13 protein-coding genes and 1 tRNA gene are annotated in these 18,924 nt (G+C 57.2%); 4 read left to right on the forward strand and 10 right to left on the reverse strand.

Translation table 11 applies throughout. From position 1 onward, the window contains the following. Positions 1 to 245 precede the first annotated feature (245 nt). The gene (locus tag KGP24_RS00690) at positions 246 to 1,433 is read right to left on the reverse strand and encodes an integrase arm-type DNA-binding domain-containing protein (RefSeq protein WP_223562043.1); all 1,188 of its coding nucleotides are present in this window, start codon (positions 1,431 to 1,433) and stop codon (positions 246 to 248) included. Positions 1,434 to 1,675: 242 nt separating this feature from the next. Beyond that, positions 1,676 to 1,770: transfer RNA gene (locus KGP24_RS00695), tRNA-Sec, on the reverse strand. 288 nt (positions 1,771 to 2,058) lie between these two features. On the opposite strand from KGP24_RS00695, the gene KGP24_RS00700 reads away from it, so the two are divergent. Continuing rightward, on the forward strand, positions 2,059 to 3,450 hold the full coding sequence (locus tag KGP24_RS00700) for a glycoside-pentoside-hexuronide family transporter (RefSeq protein WP_223562044.1): 1,392 nt from the start codon (positions 2,059 to 2,061) through the stop codon (positions 3,448 to 3,450). Between the two features lie 12 nt (positions 3,451 to 3,462). Continuing rightward, positions 3,463 to 5,781, forward strand: coding sequence for an alpha-xylosidase (gene yicI, locus KGP24_RS00705; RefSeq protein WP_223562045.1), 2,319 nt, complete (start codon positions 3,463 to 3,465; stop codon positions 5,779 to 5,781). Positions 5,782 to 5,835: 54 nt separating this feature from the next. On the opposite strand, the gene KGP24_RS00710 is transcribed toward yicI, so the two are convergent. Together KGP24_RS00710 and xanP are read right to left on the reverse strand one after the other, a co-directional pair. Next, positions 5,836 to 7,539, reverse strand: coding sequence for an AsmA family protein (locus tag KGP24_RS00710; RefSeq protein ID WP_223562046.1), 1,704 nt, complete (start codon positions 7,537 to 7,539; stop codon positions 5,836 to 5,838). Between the two features lie 119 nt (positions 7,540 to 7,658). Beyond that, complete coding sequence (gene xanP, locus KGP24_RS00715) at positions 7,659 to 9,050, reverse strand: xanthine/proton symporter XanP (RefSeq protein ID WP_223562047.1); 1,392 nt, start codon at positions 9,048 to 9,050, stop codon at positions 7,659 to 7,661. A 225-nt stretch (positions 9,051 to 9,275) separates the two neighbouring features. On the opposite strand from xanP, the gene gltS reads away from it, so the two are divergent. Continuing rightward, positions 9,276 to 10,478: a sodium/glutamate symporter gene (gene gltS, locus KGP24_RS00720; protein ID WP_223562048.1), complete on the forward strand. Its 1,203-nt coding sequence runs from the start codon at positions 9,276 to 9,278 to the stop codon at positions 10,476 to 10,478. Positions 10,479 to 10,480: 2 nt separating this feature from the next. Here gltS and recG read toward each other — a convergent pair whose 3' ends face one another. From recG to gmk, 5 genes are read right to left on the reverse strand one after another with little or no spacing between them, the layout of a single operon-like run. Next, the gene (gene recG, locus KGP24_RS00725; RefSeq protein WP_223562049.1) at positions 10,481 to 12,562 is read right to left on the reverse strand and encodes an ATP-dependent DNA helicase RecG; all 2,082 of its coding nucleotides are present in this window, start codon (positions 12,560 to 12,562) and stop codon (positions 10,481 to 10,483) included. Between the two features lie 3 nt (positions 12,563 to 12,565). After that, positions 12,566 to 13,255, reverse strand: coding sequence for a tRNA (guanosine(18)-2'-O)-methyltransferase TrmH (gene trmH / locus KGP24_RS00730; RefSeq protein ID WP_024906644.1), 690 nt, complete (start codon positions 13,253 to 13,255; stop codon positions 12,566 to 12,568). A gap of 4 nt (positions 13,256 to 13,259) precedes the next feature. Next, the gene (gene spoT, locus KGP24_RS00735) at positions 13,260 to 15,374 is read right to left on the reverse strand and encodes a bifunctional GTP diphosphokinase/guanosine-3',5'-bis pyrophosphate 3'-pyrophosphohydrolase (protein ID WP_047347514.1); all 2,115 of its coding nucleotides are present in this window, start codon (positions 15,372 to 15,374) and stop codon (positions 13,260 to 13,262) included. 19 nt (positions 15,375 to 15,393) lie between these two features. Continuing rightward, entirely contained in the window at positions 15,394 to 15,669 is a 276-nt protein-coding gene (gene rpoZ, locus KGP24_RS00740; RefSeq protein ID WP_000135058.1) for a DNA-directed RNA polymerase subunit omega, read from the reverse strand. Positions 15,670 to 15,723: 54 nt separating this feature from the next. Next, positions 15,724 to 16,347, reverse strand: coding sequence for a guanylate kinase (gmk, locus tag KGP24_RS00745; RefSeq protein WP_223562050.1), 624 nt, complete (start codon positions 16,345 to 16,347; stop codon positions 15,724 to 15,726). Between the two features lie 251 nt (positions 16,348 to 16,598). Here gmk and ligB point away from each other — a divergent pair, with 251 nt between their 5' ends. After that, positions 16,599 to 18,269 carry an NAD-dependent DNA ligase LigB gene (gene ligB, locus KGP24_RS00750; RefSeq protein ID WP_223562051.1) on the forward strand — a complete coding sequence of 557 codons (1,671 nt, stop codon included), beginning with the start codon at positions 16,599 to 16,601 and terminating at the stop codon, positions 18,267 to 18,269. Positions 18,270 to 18,271: 2 nt separating this feature from the next. Here the strand turns inward: ligB and KGP24_RS00755 are convergent, their stop codons facing one another. Beyond that, positions 18,272 to 18,889: a trimeric intracellular cation channel family protein gene (locus tag KGP24_RS00755; RefSeq protein ID WP_023345196.1), complete on the reverse strand. Its 618-nt coding sequence runs from the start codon at positions 18,887 to 18,889 to the stop codon at positions 18,272 to 18,274. Positions 18,890 to 18,924: the final 35 nt, after the last annotated feature.

Here is an 18,924-nt window from a genome sequence, read left to right on the forward strand (position 1 = left end):
ACAATTACAAAGGTGTCCCGTGTTGCTTCACCAGTTAATGTTACTTTCTTGCTTCAGTTAAAATGTTACCGTCACTCTGGAAAGTATGCAGGATACTTACAGCCGCCTCATATATTGCGTCAGACGCTGATGAGTAGAACAATGAGGCACAGTCTCTGTGCCAGAAAGTAAAGAGTGGGGGCCTGAAAGCAAAAAATTAATAATAAACGGATACCCAGCCTTATGGCCGGGTATCTGAAGTTACATTACGGTGTTTCCTTGTACATCAGTTTCTCGATGTAATTAGCATACCACTGCATCATTTCTCGTCGCCCATCCAGATACAGTGCATGGTTATATGTACCGCGAATCGCGTTCTTATCCACATGAGCAAGCTGCGTCTCTATCCAGGCCGAATTGAATCCCTGCTCATGCAAGATTGTGCTCATCGTGTGGCGAAAACCGTGCCCTGTCAGCCTCCCCTTATATCCAAGCAACTCAATCACCTGATTAACGCTTTCCTTAGAGATCGGCTTTGTCCGGTCATTTCGCCCTATAAATACCAGAGGATACATGCCGGTAATCGGTTTTAGTGACTGAAATAGCTCCACAACCTGCTCCGACAGCGGGACGATATGGGGCCGTTTCATCTTCATCACCTCAGGTGGGATCTCCCAAAGACGCTTCTCAAAGTCGATATCCTGCCAACGTGCAAAGCGTAGTTCCTGGGTACGAACCCCCGTCAGCATGATGATTTGCGTCGCCGTTTTAGTGATCACACTGCCGGTGTACCCGGCCAGATCCCTAATGAAATATGGAAGTTCTTCTGCGGTAAGGAAGGGAAAATGAGTTTTCTTTGGCGTTGCCAAGGCAGTCGCTAGATCGGGGGCCGGGTTGTATTCCGCACGCCCTGTCACGATGGCATAGCGAAATACCTCTCCACAACGCTGGCGTACTTTACGCATCTTCTCCAGCGCACCGCGCTTCTCCAAGCGCCGGAGCGTTTCGAGCAGCTCCATTGGCTTAATCTCAGCTATCGGGCGTCGGCCAAGATAAGGGAATATGTCTTTTTCGAAAGTATCGATGATTTCATCACGATAGCGTAACGACCAACGATCGGCCTTTTGCCTATGCCACTCGCGGGCAATAGCCTCAAACGTATTTTCAGTAGAGAGCTTTTGCGCCAGCTTATCCGCCTTCTTCACCTCACCAGGATCGCCCCCCGCAGCCAAGACTTTACGCGCCTCGTCTCTCTTTTGGCGTGCATCGGCTAAAGAGACATCCGGATAAACGCCGAACGACAGCATCTTTTCTTTGCCGACAAAACGGTACTTCAGTCGCCAGTATTTTGAGCCATTCGGTTTAACCAGCAGATACATGCCGCCACCGTCAGTTAGCTTGTAAGCCTTATCCGTCGGCTTAGCCGATTTCACTTTGATATCCGTTAGTGGCATAGCATCTCCATTGAAAATATAAGCAGCGGTGTATGTGTGGCACAGCCAAAAGAGAGGAATCAGGGGTTACCACATAGCTTGGGGGTGCCAAAAAACAGCATACAATTTTGCACCCCCTAAAGCACCCCCAACATTGCGTTGATGTGGGTAGAGTACCGTTGATTTACAGAGACAATATCAAACGTTAAATCCAGTAATTATGGGGGCTTAGTTGAGTTAAGGAGAGTCAGAGAGACATTGATTGGCGGAAGATCACAGGAGTCGAACCTGCCCGGGAACGCTGGCGTCCCCAACTGGATTTGAAGTCCAGCCACCTCACCGGAGATGACGATCTTCCGCGCCTGCATTGCTACATGGAGGCGGGGCGCATTATAGCTACTTTCAGGCATTTACCACATACCCCCGCACACTTTTTTCACCTCTCTTTTGACCTGCACCCCCCTGTTTCAGTTAATTCCTAATAAAATCCTCATGTTAGCCATTCGTGCTCTCCATTATTTACCGCGATCACAAAAAACAAGAAACGTAATCTGCTAACCAGATAACGCAATACCCGCTCAAGAAACAATGGTTTAAAAATACTCTAACCGGTCTCAGCGCCCCCTACAGCGTGAAGGATAAAAAGATGAGCGAAGTATTGTCAGTAAAAGAGAAGATTGGCTACGGCATGGGAGACGCCGCCAGCCACATCATTTTTGATAACGTCATGTTGTACATGATGTTTTTCTATACCGATATTTTTGGCATTCCCGCCGGATTTGTCGGCACGATGTTCCTGCTGGCCCGCGCGCTGGATGCGATCTCCGACCCGTGCATGGGGCTGATTGCCGACCGTACCCGCAGCCGCTGGGGCAAGTTCCGTCCGTGGATTTTGTTCGGGGCTATCCCGTTCGGTATCGTCTGCGTACTGGCCTACACCACGCCGGACCTCAGCCACAACGGCAAAATGGTGTATGCCGCCATCACCTATACGCTGCTGACCCTGCTCTACACCGTGGTCAACATTCCTTACTGCGCGCTCGGCGGCGTGATCACCAACGACCCGACGCAGCGTATCTCCCTGCAGTCCTGGCGCTTTGTGCTGGCGACGGCGGGCGGCATGCTCTCCACGGTGCTGATGATGCCGCTGGTGAACCTGATTGGCGGCGACGATAAGGCGTTCGGCTTCCAGGGCGGCATCGCAGTGCTGTCGGTGGTCGCGTTCCTGATGCTGGCGTTCTGCTTCTTCACCACCAAAGAGCGCATCCAGGTTCCGCCGAGCACCACCTCCATGCGGGAAGACCTGCGCGATATCTGGCACAACGACCAGTGGCGCATCGTCGGCGTGCTCACCATCCTCAACATCCTCGCCGTCTGCGTGCGCGGCGGCGCGATGATGTACTACTGCACCTGGATCATGGGCTCGCCGGAGGTGTTCGTCGCGTTCCTCACCACCTACTGCGTCGGCAACCTGATTGGCTCCGCGCTGGCGAAACCGCTTACCGACTGGAAGTGCAAGGTCAGCATCTTCTGGTGGACTAACGCCGCGCTGGCGGTGGTCAGCGTGGCGATGTTCTTCGTGCCGATGCACGCCACCGTGCTGATGTTTGCCTTTATCTTCGTTATTGGCGTGCTGCACCAGCTTGTGACGCCGATTCAGTGGGTGATGATGTCCGATACCGTCGACTACGGCGAATGGACCAACGGCAAACGCCTGACCGGCATCAGCTTTGCGGGCACGCTGTTCGTGCTGAAGCTCGGCCTGGCGCTGGGCGGGGCGATGATCGGCTGGATGCTGGCAGGCGGCGGCTACGACGCGGCAGCCAAAACCCAGAACAGCGCGACCATCAGCATCATTATCGGCCTGTTTACCCTGGCCCCGGCGGTCTGCTACGTGCTGAGCGCCATCATCGCCAAACGCTACTACACGCTGAAAACCCCTTTCCTGACCAAAATCATGGGCGAGCTGGCGCAGGGCGCGCGCCGCAATCAGCAGGAGTTTGAAAACCTGCCGGTCAGCAAAGAATTACAGAACTAAGAGGACGAGAGTATGAAAATCAGTGATGGAAACTGGCTCATTCAACCGGGCCTGAACGTGACGTATCCGGTTCAGGTGTTCGACGTGGAGCAGCAGGGCAATGACCTGGTGTTGTTTGTTGCGCCGCGCGACGTGCGCGAGCGCACCTGGCAGCTCGACACGTTGATGTTCACGGTTCGCCTGTTTGCCCCGCAGGAAGGGATTGTCGGGGTGCGCATCGAGCACTTCCAGGGCGCGCTGAATAACGGCCCGCACTATCCGCTGAACGTTCTGAAAGACGTTAAGGTAGAGATTGAAAACAACGCCGAGTTTGCCGAGCTGAAAAGCGGCAGCGTCAGCGTGCGCGTCACCAAAGGCGAGTTCTGGGCGCTGGACTTCCTGCGCAACGGCCAGCGCATTACCGGCAGCCAGCTGAAAAACAACGGCTACGTGCAGGACAGCAATACCGACCGCAATTACGTGTTCGAACGTCTGGATCTGGGCGTGGGGGAAACGGTCTACGGTCTTGGCGAGCGCTTTACCGCCCTGGTGCGCAACGGCCAGACGGTCGAAACCTGGAACCGCGACGGCGGCACCAGCACCGAGCAGTCCTACAAAAATATCCCGTTCTACCTGACCAACCGCGGCTACGGCGTGCTGGTGAATCACCCGGAGAACGTCTCGTTTGAAGTCGGCTCCGAGAAGGTCTCTAAAGTGCAGTTCAGCGTCGAAGGCGAGTATCTGGAGTACTTCGTCATCGACGGCCCGACGCCGAAAGAGGTGCTGAACCGCTATACGCAGTTCACAGGGCGTCCGGCGCTGCCGCCTGCCTGGTCGTTCGGCCTGTGGCTGACCACCTCTTTCACTACCAACTATGACGAAGCGACGGTAAACAGCTTTATCGACGGCATGGCCGAGCGCGACCTGCCGCTGCACGTCTTCCACTTCGACTGTTTCTGGATGAAGGCCTTCCAGTGGTGCGACTTCGAGTGGGACTCGGTGACCTTCCCGGATCCGGAAGGCATGATCCGCCGCCTGAAAGAGAAAGGGCTGAAGGTGTGCGTGTGGATTAACCCGTACATCGGCCAGAAATCCCCGATCTTCCGGGAGCTGAAAGAGAAGGGCTATCTGCTCAGGCGCCCGGACGGCTCCCTATGGCAGTGGGACAAATGGCAGCCGGGGCTGGCGATTTACGACTTCACCAATCCGGACGCATGCCGGTGGTATGCCGACAGGCTGAAAGGCCTGGTGGATATGGGCGTCGACTGCTTCAAGACCGACTTTGGCGAGCGTATCCCGACCGACGTGCAGTGGTTCGACGGTTCCGATCCGCAGAAGATGCACAACCACTACGCCTACATCTATAACGAGCTGGTGTGGAACGTGCTGAAAGAGACGGTGGGGGAGGAAGAGGCGGTGCTGTTTGCCCGCTCCGCCTCCGTCGGTGCACAGCAGTTTCCGGTTCACTGGGGCGGCGACTGCTACGCCAACTACGAATCGATGGCGGAAAGCCTGCGAGGCGGGCTGTCGATTGGTCTGTCCGGCTTCGGGTTCTGGAGCCACGATATCGGCGGGTTCGAAAATACCGCCCCGGCGCACGTCTATAAGCGCTGGTGCGCGTTCGGGCTGTTCTCCAGCCACAGCCGCCTGCACGGCAGCAAATCCTACCGCGTGCCGTGGGCGTACGACGACGAGTCCTGCGACGTGGTACGCCACTTCACGCAGCTGAAGTGTCAGCTGATGCCGTATCTGTATCGTCAGGCAGCGCTGGCACGCGAGTTCGGCACGCCGATGCTGCGGGCGATGATGCTGGAGTTCCCGGACGATCCGGCGTGCGACTATCTCGACCGTCAGTACATGCTGGGGGATGCGGTGATGGTCGCGCCGGTGTTCTCCGAGGCGGGCGACGTGCAGTTCTGGCTGCCGGAAGGGCGCTGGACGCACCTGTGGCACAACGACGAAATTCAGGGCAGCCGCTGGCATAAGCAGCAGCACGATTTCATGAGCCTGCCGGTCTACGTGCGCGACAACACGCTGCTGGCGCTGGGTAATAATAAACAGAAGCCGGACTACGCGTGGAACGCGGGGACGGCCTTCCAGCTGTTTAACCTGGACGACGGTGCAACGGCGTTGAGCGAAGTCCCTGCGGCGGACGGTTCAGTGGCGTTTACGCTGAAGGCGTCACGTCGGGGCGACCTCGTGACCTTTACCGGCGCGGGAGACGCGCAAAACTGGTCGGTGTGCTTGCGCAACGTGCAGAAGGTGAGCGTCGTGAAGGGCGGATCGCACGCGGGCAGCGAGTGGGGTGTGGTGGTGAAAGCGGAGGAGAATGAGGTGGTGGTTCACCTTTAATTCCCCTCACCCTCTCCCCAAAGGGGAGAGGGAATGGTTTGCTCCCTCTCCCTTTCAGGGAGAGGGCTGGGGTGAAGGCGGTGTTGAAACCACACCGCCCGTCATCGTCTGCTGCACCTGCTGTTTATCCATATTCACCGCGTTCAGCTTGCCGTTCACCGTTGGCTTCAGCGGTGCGCTGGCCTGCACGCTGCCGCTGGCGGTGAGCTGAATATTCCCGTCACCCGTAATCGGCAGCGCAGGCCAGCCCCACTGCTGCAGCACGTTGAGCGGAACGCCGCGCCCGTTCAGGCTCACCGTGGTCTGCCGCTGCGGCAGCTGTGAAACCGTCGCCGTGGCTTCCAGAATACCTTTCTCGGTAAAGGCGCTCAGGTCGGTAATGTTCACCGTGGCGGCGTTGGCATTCAGCGCCAGCGACGGACGGCGCACGTCCACGCGGTTAAAGGTCGCCGCCGCGCCGTTCAGCGTGGCGCTACCGCCCCACACGCCCCACTTATGGTCTTGCGCTAGCTGCAGGTTAGCCCCATAGCCATCAAGAGAGGTGATTTGCCACGGGAAAGCCGGATCGATATCGATCACCAGGTTGCGGCTCAGGCCGAATTTTTTTAGCGTCACGTTGTTCAGCCATTCCGGCAGAGGCTCCATCCACAGCGTTTTCCAGTTCTGCGGCAGGGTGTACTCCAGCCCGGCGATGGCAACATCGTCCAGCACCAGCGCTTTGCCGTCGCGCAGCCAGTTACCGGAGGTGCGCACCATGCCGCCCTCCCAGCGGGAGGTGAACTGACGCAGCGCCATGCCCTGCGGGGAAAACTCCGCATTCAGGATTGGGTCGAAAAGATGCAGCGAGCCGTAGATAAACTCGCTGGCGTTCATGGACAGACGGCCTTCCTGGCTCTGCCAGTCGCCTTTGCTGAGAGTCAGGTTGCGCAGGCTTAAATCGAGGTCGGTCACCGCCCAGTCCGGGCCCTGAAGCCGGGCGTCGGTCACGTCCAGACGACCAATCTGCAGAGAGGGGATGGTGGCCAGCGGCGCGAAGAACGCGGTCAGCGTTTTATCGCTCTGCAGGCGGATCTCGTTCAGGCGCATCGTATCGATAATCCAGCTCCCGTCGGCGTTGCGCAGGGCGGAGCCGGTGAGCGAGCCGCGGGCCATATCGGCACCAATCGTTTTCAGCACCACCTCCTTGCCGTTAAGCTGGCCCTCGATCAGCACGTTGGTGGCCGGTACGCCGTTCAGGGTCAGCGAACCCGCGCTCATCTGGATCTGCGCGTTATTCCCCAGCACGTTGCCGGCTTCCGGAAGCCACGGGCTGACGCCGCCCGTGACCTTCTGCGCGCTGAGGTTCCATTCGGTATTCGGGCTGTTAAACGCCATGTTGTTAAGCTGCAGACGATCCGCCTGGAAAGGCAGCGGCGCCGTCTGAGGCGATAGATTCAGCGTGCCGTCGAACAGGGTAATGGTGTCCATATGCAGCGGATCGGTTATCTGGCGGCTGCTCAGGCCAATATCGACTTTTTTGGCTACCAGCGTGGCGGGTTTACCGTCCCGACCGAATGTGACGTTTTCCAGAATGATGTGGGAAGGCGACGAAAAGCGGTGATTCATCTTGTCGAAGCTGAGTTCGTAGTCGGTATTCACCGTCACCCAGTTGCTGACCTGAGACGCACCCCAGCGGGTCTGGATCAAAATGTAGAACGCCAGCAGCACAATGAGCAGGGCTACCAGAAGATAGATGAGGAGCTTTCCAATAAATTTCATGGTCTTCCATCCCGCAAAACGCACATAAGGGAGTTATGCACGATTTATGCGCAATCCTCAAGGCGGGAATGGTGTAATTAGATGTCACGGCAGGCATTGACTGCCTGCCGTGAGAGAAATCAATTTTTCTCAGGCGGGAAAACGAGGTTCAGAACGATAGCGGTGATACCGCCCGCGGCAATGCCGGAAGAGAGCAGGTTTTTCACCCAGTCAGGCGCAAACTGCAGGATCAGCGGCTGCTGGGAAACGCCCAGGCCAACGGCCAGCGACAGCGCGATAATCATGATCGCGCGGCGATTCAGCGGCTCGCGGGAGACGATACGCACGCCGGAGGCCGCGATAGTCCCGAACATGACCAGCGTTGCGCCGCCCAGCACCGGCTCAGGGATGTGCTGCACAAAGCCGCTTACCGCCGGGAACAGGCCGAGGACGATCAGCATCAGCGCCACCACAAAACCCACGTAGCGGCTGGCCACGCCGGTCAGCTGGATCACGCCGTTGTTCTGACCGAAGCAGGAGTTCGGGAAGGTGTTAAATACCGCAGAGACAAACGAGTTCAGGCCGTTAGCCAGCACGCCGCCTTTCAGGCGCTTCATGTACAGCGGGCCGGACACCGGCTGCTCGGAGACGTCGGAGGTGGCGGTGATATCACCGATGGTCTCCAGAGAGGTGATCATAAAGACCAGCATCAGCGGCAGGAGCAGACCCCAGTCAATGCCCAGACCGTAGTATAGCGGCGTGGGGACGACGATCGGCGAGCTGTTGTTCGGCGCGGTGTTCTCCGGCAGCATGCCCAGCGCCCACGCCAGCAGATAGCCCGCCGCCATGGCGATCACCAGTGAGGCGACGCGCAGGTAAGGGTTACGCTGACGGTTAAGCAGAATAATGATCGCCAGCACGACACCCGCCAGCAGCAGGTTTTTCGGCGCGCCGAAGGTGTGGTCGCTCATTGCGGCATAGCCGCCGCCGATGGAGGTCAGGCCCACCTGGATCAGCGACAGGCCGATAATCATCACGACGACGCCGGAAACCAGCGGGGTGATGACGCGGCGAGCCAGATGCAGAACGCGGGAGATGACCATCTCCGTGCAGCTGGCCAGCATCAGGGTGCCGAACAGCGCCGCCATCATGGTCGGAACATCCGCACCGCCGGTTTTCAGCGCCGTACCGCCCATGATCAGCGGTGCCACGAAGTTAAAGCTGGTGCCCTGAATCGACAACAAACCCGACCCCACCGGACCCCACGCTTTTATTTGAATAATCGAGGCCACGCCGGAGGCGAAAAGAGACATGCTGATGATGTGCTGCGTGTCCTGCGCCGGTAAGCCGAGCGCCTGGCAAATCAGCAGCGCCGGGGTGATCACCGCAACAAACATAGCCAGAAGATGCTGGCAGGCGGCGAAAAGCGTTTGCGGCAGCGGCGGGCGGTCTTCAAGGCGGTAAATCAGTTCGCTATTTTGCTTCTGCGCAATCGGTTGCGCATCAGGCGACTCTATGGTGTTAACGGACATCGGCGGCAATCCCACGGTGGAAAAGCGGGCATTTTATCTGACCATCTGGTAAAAGCAAACGATTGCCAGCAAAAAAAGGGAAGAAAATATGCCGCTGTGAACAGGTTTTCTACAACGCATCGGGAAAAAAAATTACACTTTTTGCGCCGGGAGCTCATGACGAGCGCAAACCGGCCCAGGATAACGCCGCGTGCGTATGGAACACGCGCATAACAGGAGCCTTTTATGATTCATCTCGATACGTTGTCGACCCTTGTTGCCGCAACGCTGGTTCTTCTGCTTGGTCGCAAGCTGGTACACAGCGTTTCCTTTCTGAAAAAGTACACCATCCCTGAACCCGTCGCCGGTGGCCTGCTGGTGGCGCTCGCCCTGCTGATACTGAAAAAAAGCATGGGCTGGGAAATTGATTTTGATATGTCCCTGAAAGACCCGCTGATGCTGGCCTTCTTTGCCACTATCGGCCTGAACGCCAATCTGGCGAGCCTGCGCTCGGGCGGTAAGGTGCTCGGCGTATTCCTGGTTGTGGTGGTGGGGCTGCTGCTGATGCAAAACGCCATTGGCATCGGCATGGCAACGCTGCTGGGGCTCGATCCGCTGATGGGTCTGCTGGCGGGGTCGATAACCCTTTCGGGTGGTCACGGAACCGGGGCCGCGTGGAGCAAGCTATTCATCGAACGCTACGGGTTTGAAAACGCGACAGAAGTGGCGATGGCCTGTGCTACCTTTGGCCTGGTGCTGGGGGGCCTGATTGGCGGCCCGGTAGCGCGTTATCTGGTGAAGCACTCCGCTACGCCGAACGGCAGGCCGGACGATGAAATGGTGCCGACCGCCTTCGAAAAGCCAGACGTCGGACGCAGCATTACCTCGCTGGTGCTGATTGAAACCATCGCGATGATCGCCATCTGTCTGACCGTGGGCAAAGTGGTTGCGCAATGGCTGGCGGGCTCCGCGTTTGAACTGCCGACGTTTGTCTGCGTGCTATTTATTGGGGTGATCCTGAGCAACGGTCTGGCGCTGATGGGCTTCTACCGCGTGTTTGAACGGGCGGTATCGGTGCTCGGCAACGTCTGCCTGTCGCTGTTCCTGGCGATGGCGCTGATGAGCCTCAAGCTATGGGAGCTGGCCTCGCTGGCGCTGCCGATGGTGGCGATTCTGGCGGTGCAGACCCTGTTTATGGCGTTGTACGCCATGTTCGTTACCTGGCGCATGATGGGCAGAAACTACGATGCGGCGGTACTGGCGGCGGGTCACTGCGGGTTTGGTCTGGGGGCTACTCCAACGGCTATCGCCAATATGCAGGCGATCACCGAACGGTTCGGGCCATCGCACATGGCGTTTCTGGTGGTCCCGATGGTTGGCGCCTTCTTCATTGATATCGTCAACGCGCTGGTGATCAAGCTGTATCTGATGCTGCCGATATTTGCCTGAGATCAGGCATTGGAATACCGCTCGGTTTCCGGCATCCAGCGCTCAATTAACGCTGCCGCCTGTTCGGGGTAGCGTTCATGAATGTGGCGAGCGAGGCGCTGAACTTCGGGGATCATGGCCTGATCGCGCAGCAAATCCGCCACTTTAAATTCGGCGTTCCCCGTCTGACGCGTGCCGAGCAGTTCACCGGGGCCGCGGATCTCCAGGTCTTTTTGCGCAATCACAAACCCGTCGTTGCTGTCGCGCAGCACCTGCAACCGCATCTGGGCGGTTTTCGAGAGCGGAGCTTTGTAGAGCAGGACGCAGTGGGACGCTACCGCGCCACGTCCAACGCGTCCGCGCAGCTGGTGGAGCTGGGCAAGGCCCAGGCGCTCCGGGTTTTCGATGATCATCAGGCTGGAGTTCGGAACGTCCACGCCTACTTCAATGACCGTCGTCGCGACCAGCAAATGCAGCTCACCCTGCTTAAACGACTGCATCACCGCCTGTTTTTCAGCGGGCTTCATGCGTCCGTGAACCAGACCAACGTTCAGCTCCGGCAGCGCCAGCTTAAGCTCTTCCCACGTTGCTTCGGCAGCCTGCGCTTCCAGCAGTTCTGACTCTTCTATCAGCGTACAGACCCAGTAGGCCTGACGTCCTTCGTGGGTGCAGGCGTTGCGCACCCGGTCGATGATATCGCTGCGGCGTGTGTCAGGAATGGCAACCGTTGTGACCGGCGTACGGCCCGGCGGCAGTTCATCGATGGTAGAGGTATCCAGATCGGCGTAGGCGGTCATCGCCAGGGTACGCGGAATAGGCGTGGCGGTCATGATCAGCTGATGCGGGTGGAAGCCCTGCTGCAGACCTTTCTCCCATAATGCCAGACGCTGATGTACACCGAAGCGGTGCTGCTCGTCGATAATCACCAGCGCAAGACCGTTAAACTGCACCTGCTCCTGGAAGATGGCGTGCGTGCCGACAATCATCTGCACCTGTCCACTGGCAATCGCTTCCTGTTGCGCAAGGCGTGCTTTGCCTTTTTGCTTCCCGGCGAGCCAGCCCACTTCAATCCCCAGCGGTGCAAACCAGGCACGGAAATTGTTGGCATGCTGTTCGGCCAGCAATTCGGTCGGCGCCATCAGCGCGACCTGTTTGCCGTGGGCAATCGCGCGCAGGGCAGCCAGGGCGGCAACCAGCGTTTTACCGGAACCGACGTCGCCCTGCACCAGGCGCATCATCGGCACGTCGAGCGCCATATCGCGTTCGATTTCGGCGGTGACGCGCGCCTGCGCGCCGGTGGGCTTAAACGGCAGCGAGGCCAGCAGCTTATCTTTGAGCGCATCATTCTGGCTTAACGGCTGAGCGTGGAAACGCTGCGCGCCCGCGCGAAGCGCCAGCATGCTCAGGTTATGGGCCAGTAATTCCTCAAGGATAAGACGCCGTTGGGCGGGGTGTTTGCCGCTTTCTAAATCGCTGAGCTGCAGCGTTGGCAGCGGGCGGTGCAGGGTGCGCAGCGCCTCGGGCAGGCTCATCATCCCCTGCGCCAGCTCTGGCGGCAGCAGCTCGGTAATGGCGCAGGTATCCAGCAGCTCCAGCGCCTGATCGGTGAGCTTACGCAGTGTCGCCTGCTTGATGCCTTCCGTCGTCGGGTAAACCGGGGTGAGCGTCTCCTGCAGCTCCGGCGTGCTGAGATCGCCCTGTACGCGGTACTCCGGGTGGATCATCTCTGCGCCGTATTTCCCGCGTTTGGCTTCGCCATAGGCCAGCACCCTGCGACCCGTCGCCAGGCTGTTCTTCATCGCCGCGCTAAAGTTGAAAAATCGCATGGTGAGAATGCCGGTACCGTCGCTGATCTGACAGGTCATCATCCGGCGTCCGCCGAAGGTGATGTTGCAGTTCAGGACTTCGCCTTCAACGGTGGCGTAAATGGCGGGCAGCAGATCGCCAATCTTGTAGAGCTGGGTGCGGTCTTCATAGCGCAGGGGGAGGTGAAGCAGGAGATCCTGCACGGTATGCAGGCCAATTTTTGCCAACTTATTGCTTTGCGCCGCGCCCACGCCCGTCAGGCTGTTAAGCGGAATTGCATCCAGCAGGCGGCCTTTCATCGCTTACCCGGCGTACTGCATGGTGGCCCACCACTCGGCATCGGCTTCAATTTCGCCCTGCGCGTTGACGTGGGGGTAAGGCAATTTTTTCTGCTTCGCAACGCGGGCCAGCACCGGATAACCACCTTCAAACAGCAGGCGCTGCTGTTCCTCTTCCGGCAGCATGCTGTTGCTGCGCTCGTACATCCCGGCGTTTTGACGCTGGCGCTGCGCTTCATACAGAATGAGCGCGGACGCCACGGAGACGTTGAGAGACTGGACCATGCCGATCATCGGAATAATGATGTCCCGATCCGCCAGATCCAGCGCTTCCTGGGTGATCCCGGTTTTCTCCTGACCCATCAAAATGCAGGTCGGGCGGGTGTAGTCGATCTCGCGGAAATCCACGGCTTTAGCGGACAGGTTAGTGGCCAGGATCTGCATCCCGCGCCCTTTCAGGTGCGATACGGCTTCGCCAATGGTGTGATGATTTTTGACAGATACCCAGCTGTTGCTGCCTGCCGCCGCCGAAACCGTATTGCGCATACGGCCGTCCGGCCAGACGGCGTGCACTTCATGCACACCGACGGCATCTGCAGTACGGACGATGGCAGAAACGTTATGAGGTTTATGCACCTGCTCCATGCAGACCGTCAGGTCAGGCTGACGCCTGGCGAGCATTTCGCAGATACGTGCATAACGTTGTGAATTCATAAACCTAGTTTCGGTTTCGGGTGACTTTAATCACGTCCGGCATGACGCGGATCTTGCGCATAATATTCGCCAGATGCACGCGGTCGCGGGCGGTCAGACGAATGAAGGCGCTGTACACGCGACCATCTTTTTCTTCCGTATTCAGACTCTGAATGTTGGAAGAGGCCGTGTTTATCGCTGCCGTCAGGTTCGCCAGGGCACCCTGATGGTTGAACATATCCACCTTAATTTCGGTGATAAATTCCTGTGCGGTCTCTTTATCCCACTCGACCGCCATAAATTTCTCGGCTTCTTTCTGGTAGCCTCGAATGTTACGACAGGACTCGTGGTGGATAACCAGCCCTTTGCCCGGGCTGACGTGCGCAATAATCGGGTCACCAGGAATTGGACGGCAGCATTTAGCGAAGGTGATCAGCACCCCGTCCGCGCCTTTAATCGGCAGGTGGCCGTGGCTTTGCGTCGTTGCAGGAACGGCTGTCGTGTCGCCCTGCTGCAGGTTCTTCGCCACCACCACGCTCATGGCGTTGCCGAGGCCAATCTCTGCCAGCAGGTCATCAAGCGAAGCGAGCTTCATACGCTCCAGCTCACGCTGGACGTTCTCCTGCGGAATTTCAGCCAGCTTACGGCTGCCGCCCAACGCGTGGTTGAGCAGACGACGCCCCAGGCTGACGGAATCATCACGCTTGAGGTTTTTCAGCAGCTGGCGAATTTTGGCGCGCGCTTTGGAGCTCACGACAAAGTTCAGCCAGGCCGCGTTCGGACGTGCGCCCGGTGCGGTAATAATTTCCACCGTCTGGCCGCTGGAAAGCGGCTGAGACAGAGGATAAGGCTGTCTGTCGACACGCGCACCGACGCAGGCATGCCCGATATCGGTATGCACGGCGTAAGCGAAGTCGACCGGCGTTGCGCCTGCAGGCAGTTCGACAATGCGACCTTCTGGGGTGAAAACGTAAATCTCATCCGGGAAGAGATCGGATTTAACGCTCTCGATAAATTCAAACGAGCTACCCGCACTCTGCTGAAGCTCCAGCAGGCTCTGCATCCAGCGCTGGGCGCGGATTTGTGCGGTCGTGCTGCTTTCGCCACCGTGCTCTTTATACGCCCAGTGTGCGGCAACACCCATTTCTGCCATCTGGTCCATGTCTTCGGTGCGAATCTGCACCTCAACAGGCACACCGTGTGGCCCGATCATCGAGGTGTGTAAAGATTGATAGCCGTTCGCTTTTGGAATGGCGATGTAATCTTTCATGCGCCCCGGACGCGGTTTGTAGAGGCTGTGCATCTGCCCCAGCACGCGATAGCAGGTGTCCGAGTCGTGGACAATGACGCGGAAGGCGTAGATATCCATGATCGAGTGAAAACGCTGCTCTTTGAGCACCATTTTGCAGTAGATGGAGTACAGATGTTTCTCGCGACCGCTGACGCGGCACGGAATTCCCGCTTCCTGTAAGCGCCCTTCGATTTCAGAGAGGATTTTTTGAATCATCTCTTTACGGTTACCGCGTGCGGCTTTCACCACCTCTTTAATCACGCGATAGCGGTTCGGGTATAACGCTTCAAAACCCAGCTCTTCCAGCTCGGTTTTAATGTGATGAATACCTAAACGGTGCGCCAGCGGACTGTAGATTTCGAGGGTTTCACGGGCAATGCGGCGACGTTTATCCGGGCGAAGCGAGCCCAGCGTGCGCATGTTGTGGGTACGGTCAGCGAGTTTGATGAGAATGACGCGGATATCCTGCACCATCGCCATAATCATCTTGCGGAAGTTTTCGGCTTGCGCCTCTTTCTTGTCGCGGAAATTAAGCTTATCAAGCTTAGATACCCCTTCCACCAGTTCGGCAACGCTTTTGCCAAACAGCTGTTCCATGTCCTGATAAGTGGCAGGGGTATCTTCGATCACGTCATGCAGCAGAGCGGCCATCAGCGTTTCGTGGTCGAGTTTCATCTCGGCCAGAATACAGGCCACCGCTACCGGGTGCGTGATATAGGGTTCACCGCTTGAACGTGTCTGGCCCTCGTGAGCGTCACGTGCAACGAGATACGCCTGCTGAAGACGCTTAATCTGATCTTCAGGCAGGTAGGTTTGAATCAGTTGATTCAGGCTTTCAAACAGATACAAGGGCGACCCGCAGGTTTAATTAACGACGACCTTCAGCAATAGCGGTTACGGCCTGCAGTTCTGCGGCTTCCTGCTCTTGCTGCTCCTGGCGCTCACGCACGTCGAGGATCTGGTTGTTGATCAGACCTTCTTCGATTTCGCGAAGTGCAATAACGGTGGTTTTATCGTTTTCTTCCGGTACCAGCGGATCTTTACCGCCTACCTGCATCTGACGAGCGCGACGCGCGGCGACCAGCACCAGGTCAAAACGGTTACCAATTTTCTCTACAGCGTCCTGAACAGTTACGCGTGCCATACTTAAAATGCTCCACAGGTGAAGAAATGACTGGGCATGATACTGAAAGTGGGTTCAGTCTGCCAACAGTTTGGTGATTAATGCGTCATGTCGCTGCTTCTGGCGGCTCATACGCAGACGTTCTGCACGAAGAATGGTTTTGAGATCGCTCAATGCGGCATCAAAATCATCATTCACAATAAGGTAATCATATTCCGCGTAATGGCTCATTTCTGCAACAGCCTGTTCCATACGCTTTGTGATCACTTCTTCGCTGTCCTGACCGCGGCCACGCAGGCGGCGATCCAGCTCATCTTTCGATGGCGGTAAAATAAAGATACTGCGCGAGTCAGGCATTTTCTTACGAATTTGCTGTGCGCCCTGCCAGTCGATATCCAGGAACACATTCACGCCCGTGGCCAGAACCTGCTCAATGGTTTCACGCGAGGTACCGTAGTAATTACCGAATACTTCAGCGTGTTCAAGAAACGCGTCTCTGCCTATCATCGCTCTGAATTCGTCGTGATCCACAAAGAAATAGTGTTCACCGTGCACTTCACCCGGACGCGGCGCTCGCGTGGTGTGCGAAACAGAAACCTGCGTGTCGTACAACGGTTGGGTTTTTAACAGTGCCTGAATAAGGCTGGATTTACCCGCGCCACTAGGGGCAGAAACAATATAAAGCGTGCCTTGAGCCATGAGAGTCTTTTGTATGTGTTAACGAAGAAGTCCTACATACGGGCTTATTATACACGTCGGCGCACCGTGACGTAGCCTTTGTCACACTTTTTCCCCTGGATTATTGAATTTTGCGTACCGTTTTCAGGTTTTATCTGTGGTTTTCAGCAATCAAAAGAAATACCGGATAGCCTCTCGCATTGTAAAACGATGCCGTTAGCGTTGTTTCAGGCAACCGGGTATACCTCCTGCAATGCAAAGGAGGGATAGCGATGTGGCGATGGATAGGCGGGTTAATGCTGTTGTGGTGTGGCTATGGCACGGCGGTGTGTCCGGTGTGGTCGCAGGCAAAAGCTGAGAAAGAGATGGCGTCGTTAAGCGCGCAAATCAAACGCTGGGATGAGGCTTACTGGAAGCAGGGCGTGAGCGAGATCAACGACGAGGTTTACGACCAGCTTCACGGGCGGTTAACGCAGTGGCAGCGCTGTTTTGGCAGTAAACCTTCAGAAGAGAAACTCCCCGCGCTGACGGGGAGCGTAAAACATCCTGTTGCTCACACGGGCGTGCATAAGGTGGCCAGCAAAGAGGAACTGAGGCAGTGGATGCGTGCCCGACCGCATTTGTGGCTGCAGCCGAAGGTTGACGGTGTGGCGGTGACGCTGGTCTATCGTGACGGAAAGTTAACCCAGGCCATCAGTCGCGGTGATGGTCTGAAAGGGGAAGACTGGACCGGGAAGGTGCGTTTAGTCCCGTCAGTTCCACAAAAGCTCACCGGCAAGCTGGCGAATAGCGTCTTACAGGGCGAGCTTTTCTGGTTGCGCGACAACCACATTCAGCAGCAGATGGGCGGAATGAACGCTCGCGCAAAGGTGGCGGGGGCGATGATGCGGCAAAAGGATAACTCGCTATTGAGCAAGATAGGCGTATTCATCTGGGCCTGGCCGGACGGACCGAAAGATATGCAGACATCTTTAGCTGAACTATCTCAGGCCGGTTTTACGCTGTCGGCACGGTACACGCTACCCGCCGAATCTGTTGATGCCGTCGAAAAACAGCGCGCGGCCTGGCACGTGACCGCATTACCCTTTGCCACGGATGGTATTGTGGTGCGTTCGGAGGATGAACCCGCGGGCGAAGGCTGGTTGCCTGGAGAAGGCAACTGGATTGTCGCATGGAAATATCCTCCTGTAGCCCAGGTTGCGGAGGTGAGTGATATTCATTTTTCCGTGGGGAGAACAGGCAAAATTTCCGTTGTAGCAGCGCTGGAACCTGTGCAGCTGGATGATAAACAGGTGCAGCGTGTGAGTCTGGGTTCGGTTGGGCGCTGGCAGAGGCTGGATATTGCCCCGGGGGATCAGATACAGATCAGCCTTGCCGGGCAGGGTATCCCCCGGTTTGATAAGGTGCTCTGGCGCGGGACGGACAGGCATAAACCAGAGCCTCCAGCCTCGCGTTATCATGCTCTGAGCTGTTTCTATGCTTCGCCGGAGTGTATGGATCAGTTCTTTGCCAGGCTGACCTGGCTCAGTTCAAAGCAGGTACTTGATATTGATGGGGTAGGCGAGACAGGCTGGCGGACCCTTTGGCAGGCGCATCATTTTGAACATCTCTTTTCATGGCTGTTATTAACGCAGGCGCAGCTGCAGGCTACACCGGGTTTTTCCTCAGCGCGCGGGATGGCGATCTGGCACCGATTTAATCTGGTGCGCGAGAAGCCGTTTATCCGCTGGCTCATGGCAATGGGTGTGCCATTGACGCAGGCCTCGCTGAAGGCGATGGGAGACATATCCTGGCAGAAGATGAGCGGGCGCAACGCAAAGGACTGGCAGACCCTGCCGGGAACGGGAGAGGAAAAAGCGCGACAAATTGTTAACTGGATGAACGCGCCTCAGATTGATGTGCTGGCGAAATGGCTCGCTGAACAGCACATCAACGGGTTCTGAAGCTAGTGTGCGCTGTGCTTGTAGTGAAAAACGGGCAGCCCGAGCTTCAGACGTAGCGCCAGCATGCGGGCCGTAAAGCCAAACAGCAGCGTCGAGATGACCACCACATCATGGTTCGAAACGTAATGCTGCAGGGCGATATAAAGCACCGCTGCGGCGAAGGATATGCCGGCATACAGCTCTTTTTGAAAGACCAGGGGGATGCGTTTGCAGAACATATCGCGCAGTACACCACCGAATACGCCCGTAACCACGGCAGCAATGGTGGCGATAACCGGTCCTTCCCCCATATCGAGCGCAATTTGCGCACCGATGATCGAAAAGACGACCAGCCCCAGCGCATCAAGCACCAGGAACAGGCGACGAAGATGGGGCATAACGGGCGCCACGATGGTAGTTAACACAGCAGCCGTCGCCACGATAATCACGTACTCAGGGTGTTTAACCCAGCCGAGCGGGTAATGGCCAAGCAGGATATCGCGCACGGAACCGCCGCCCAGCGCGGTCGCGGTAGCAATAATAATTACGCCGAAGGTGTCCATACGGCGACGTCCGGCGGCAAGAGCGCCGGTCATGGCTTCTGCGGTGATGCCAATAAGATAAAGGATGTGAAGCAGCATATACCCTCCGGTGTGAACGCGGGGAGGTTAGCGAT

The sequence above is a fragment of the Enterobacter sp. JBIWA008 genome, assembly GCF_019968765.1.
Lineage (GTDB): Bacteria > Pseudomonadota > Gammaproteobacteria > Enterobacterales > Enterobacteriaceae > Enterobacter.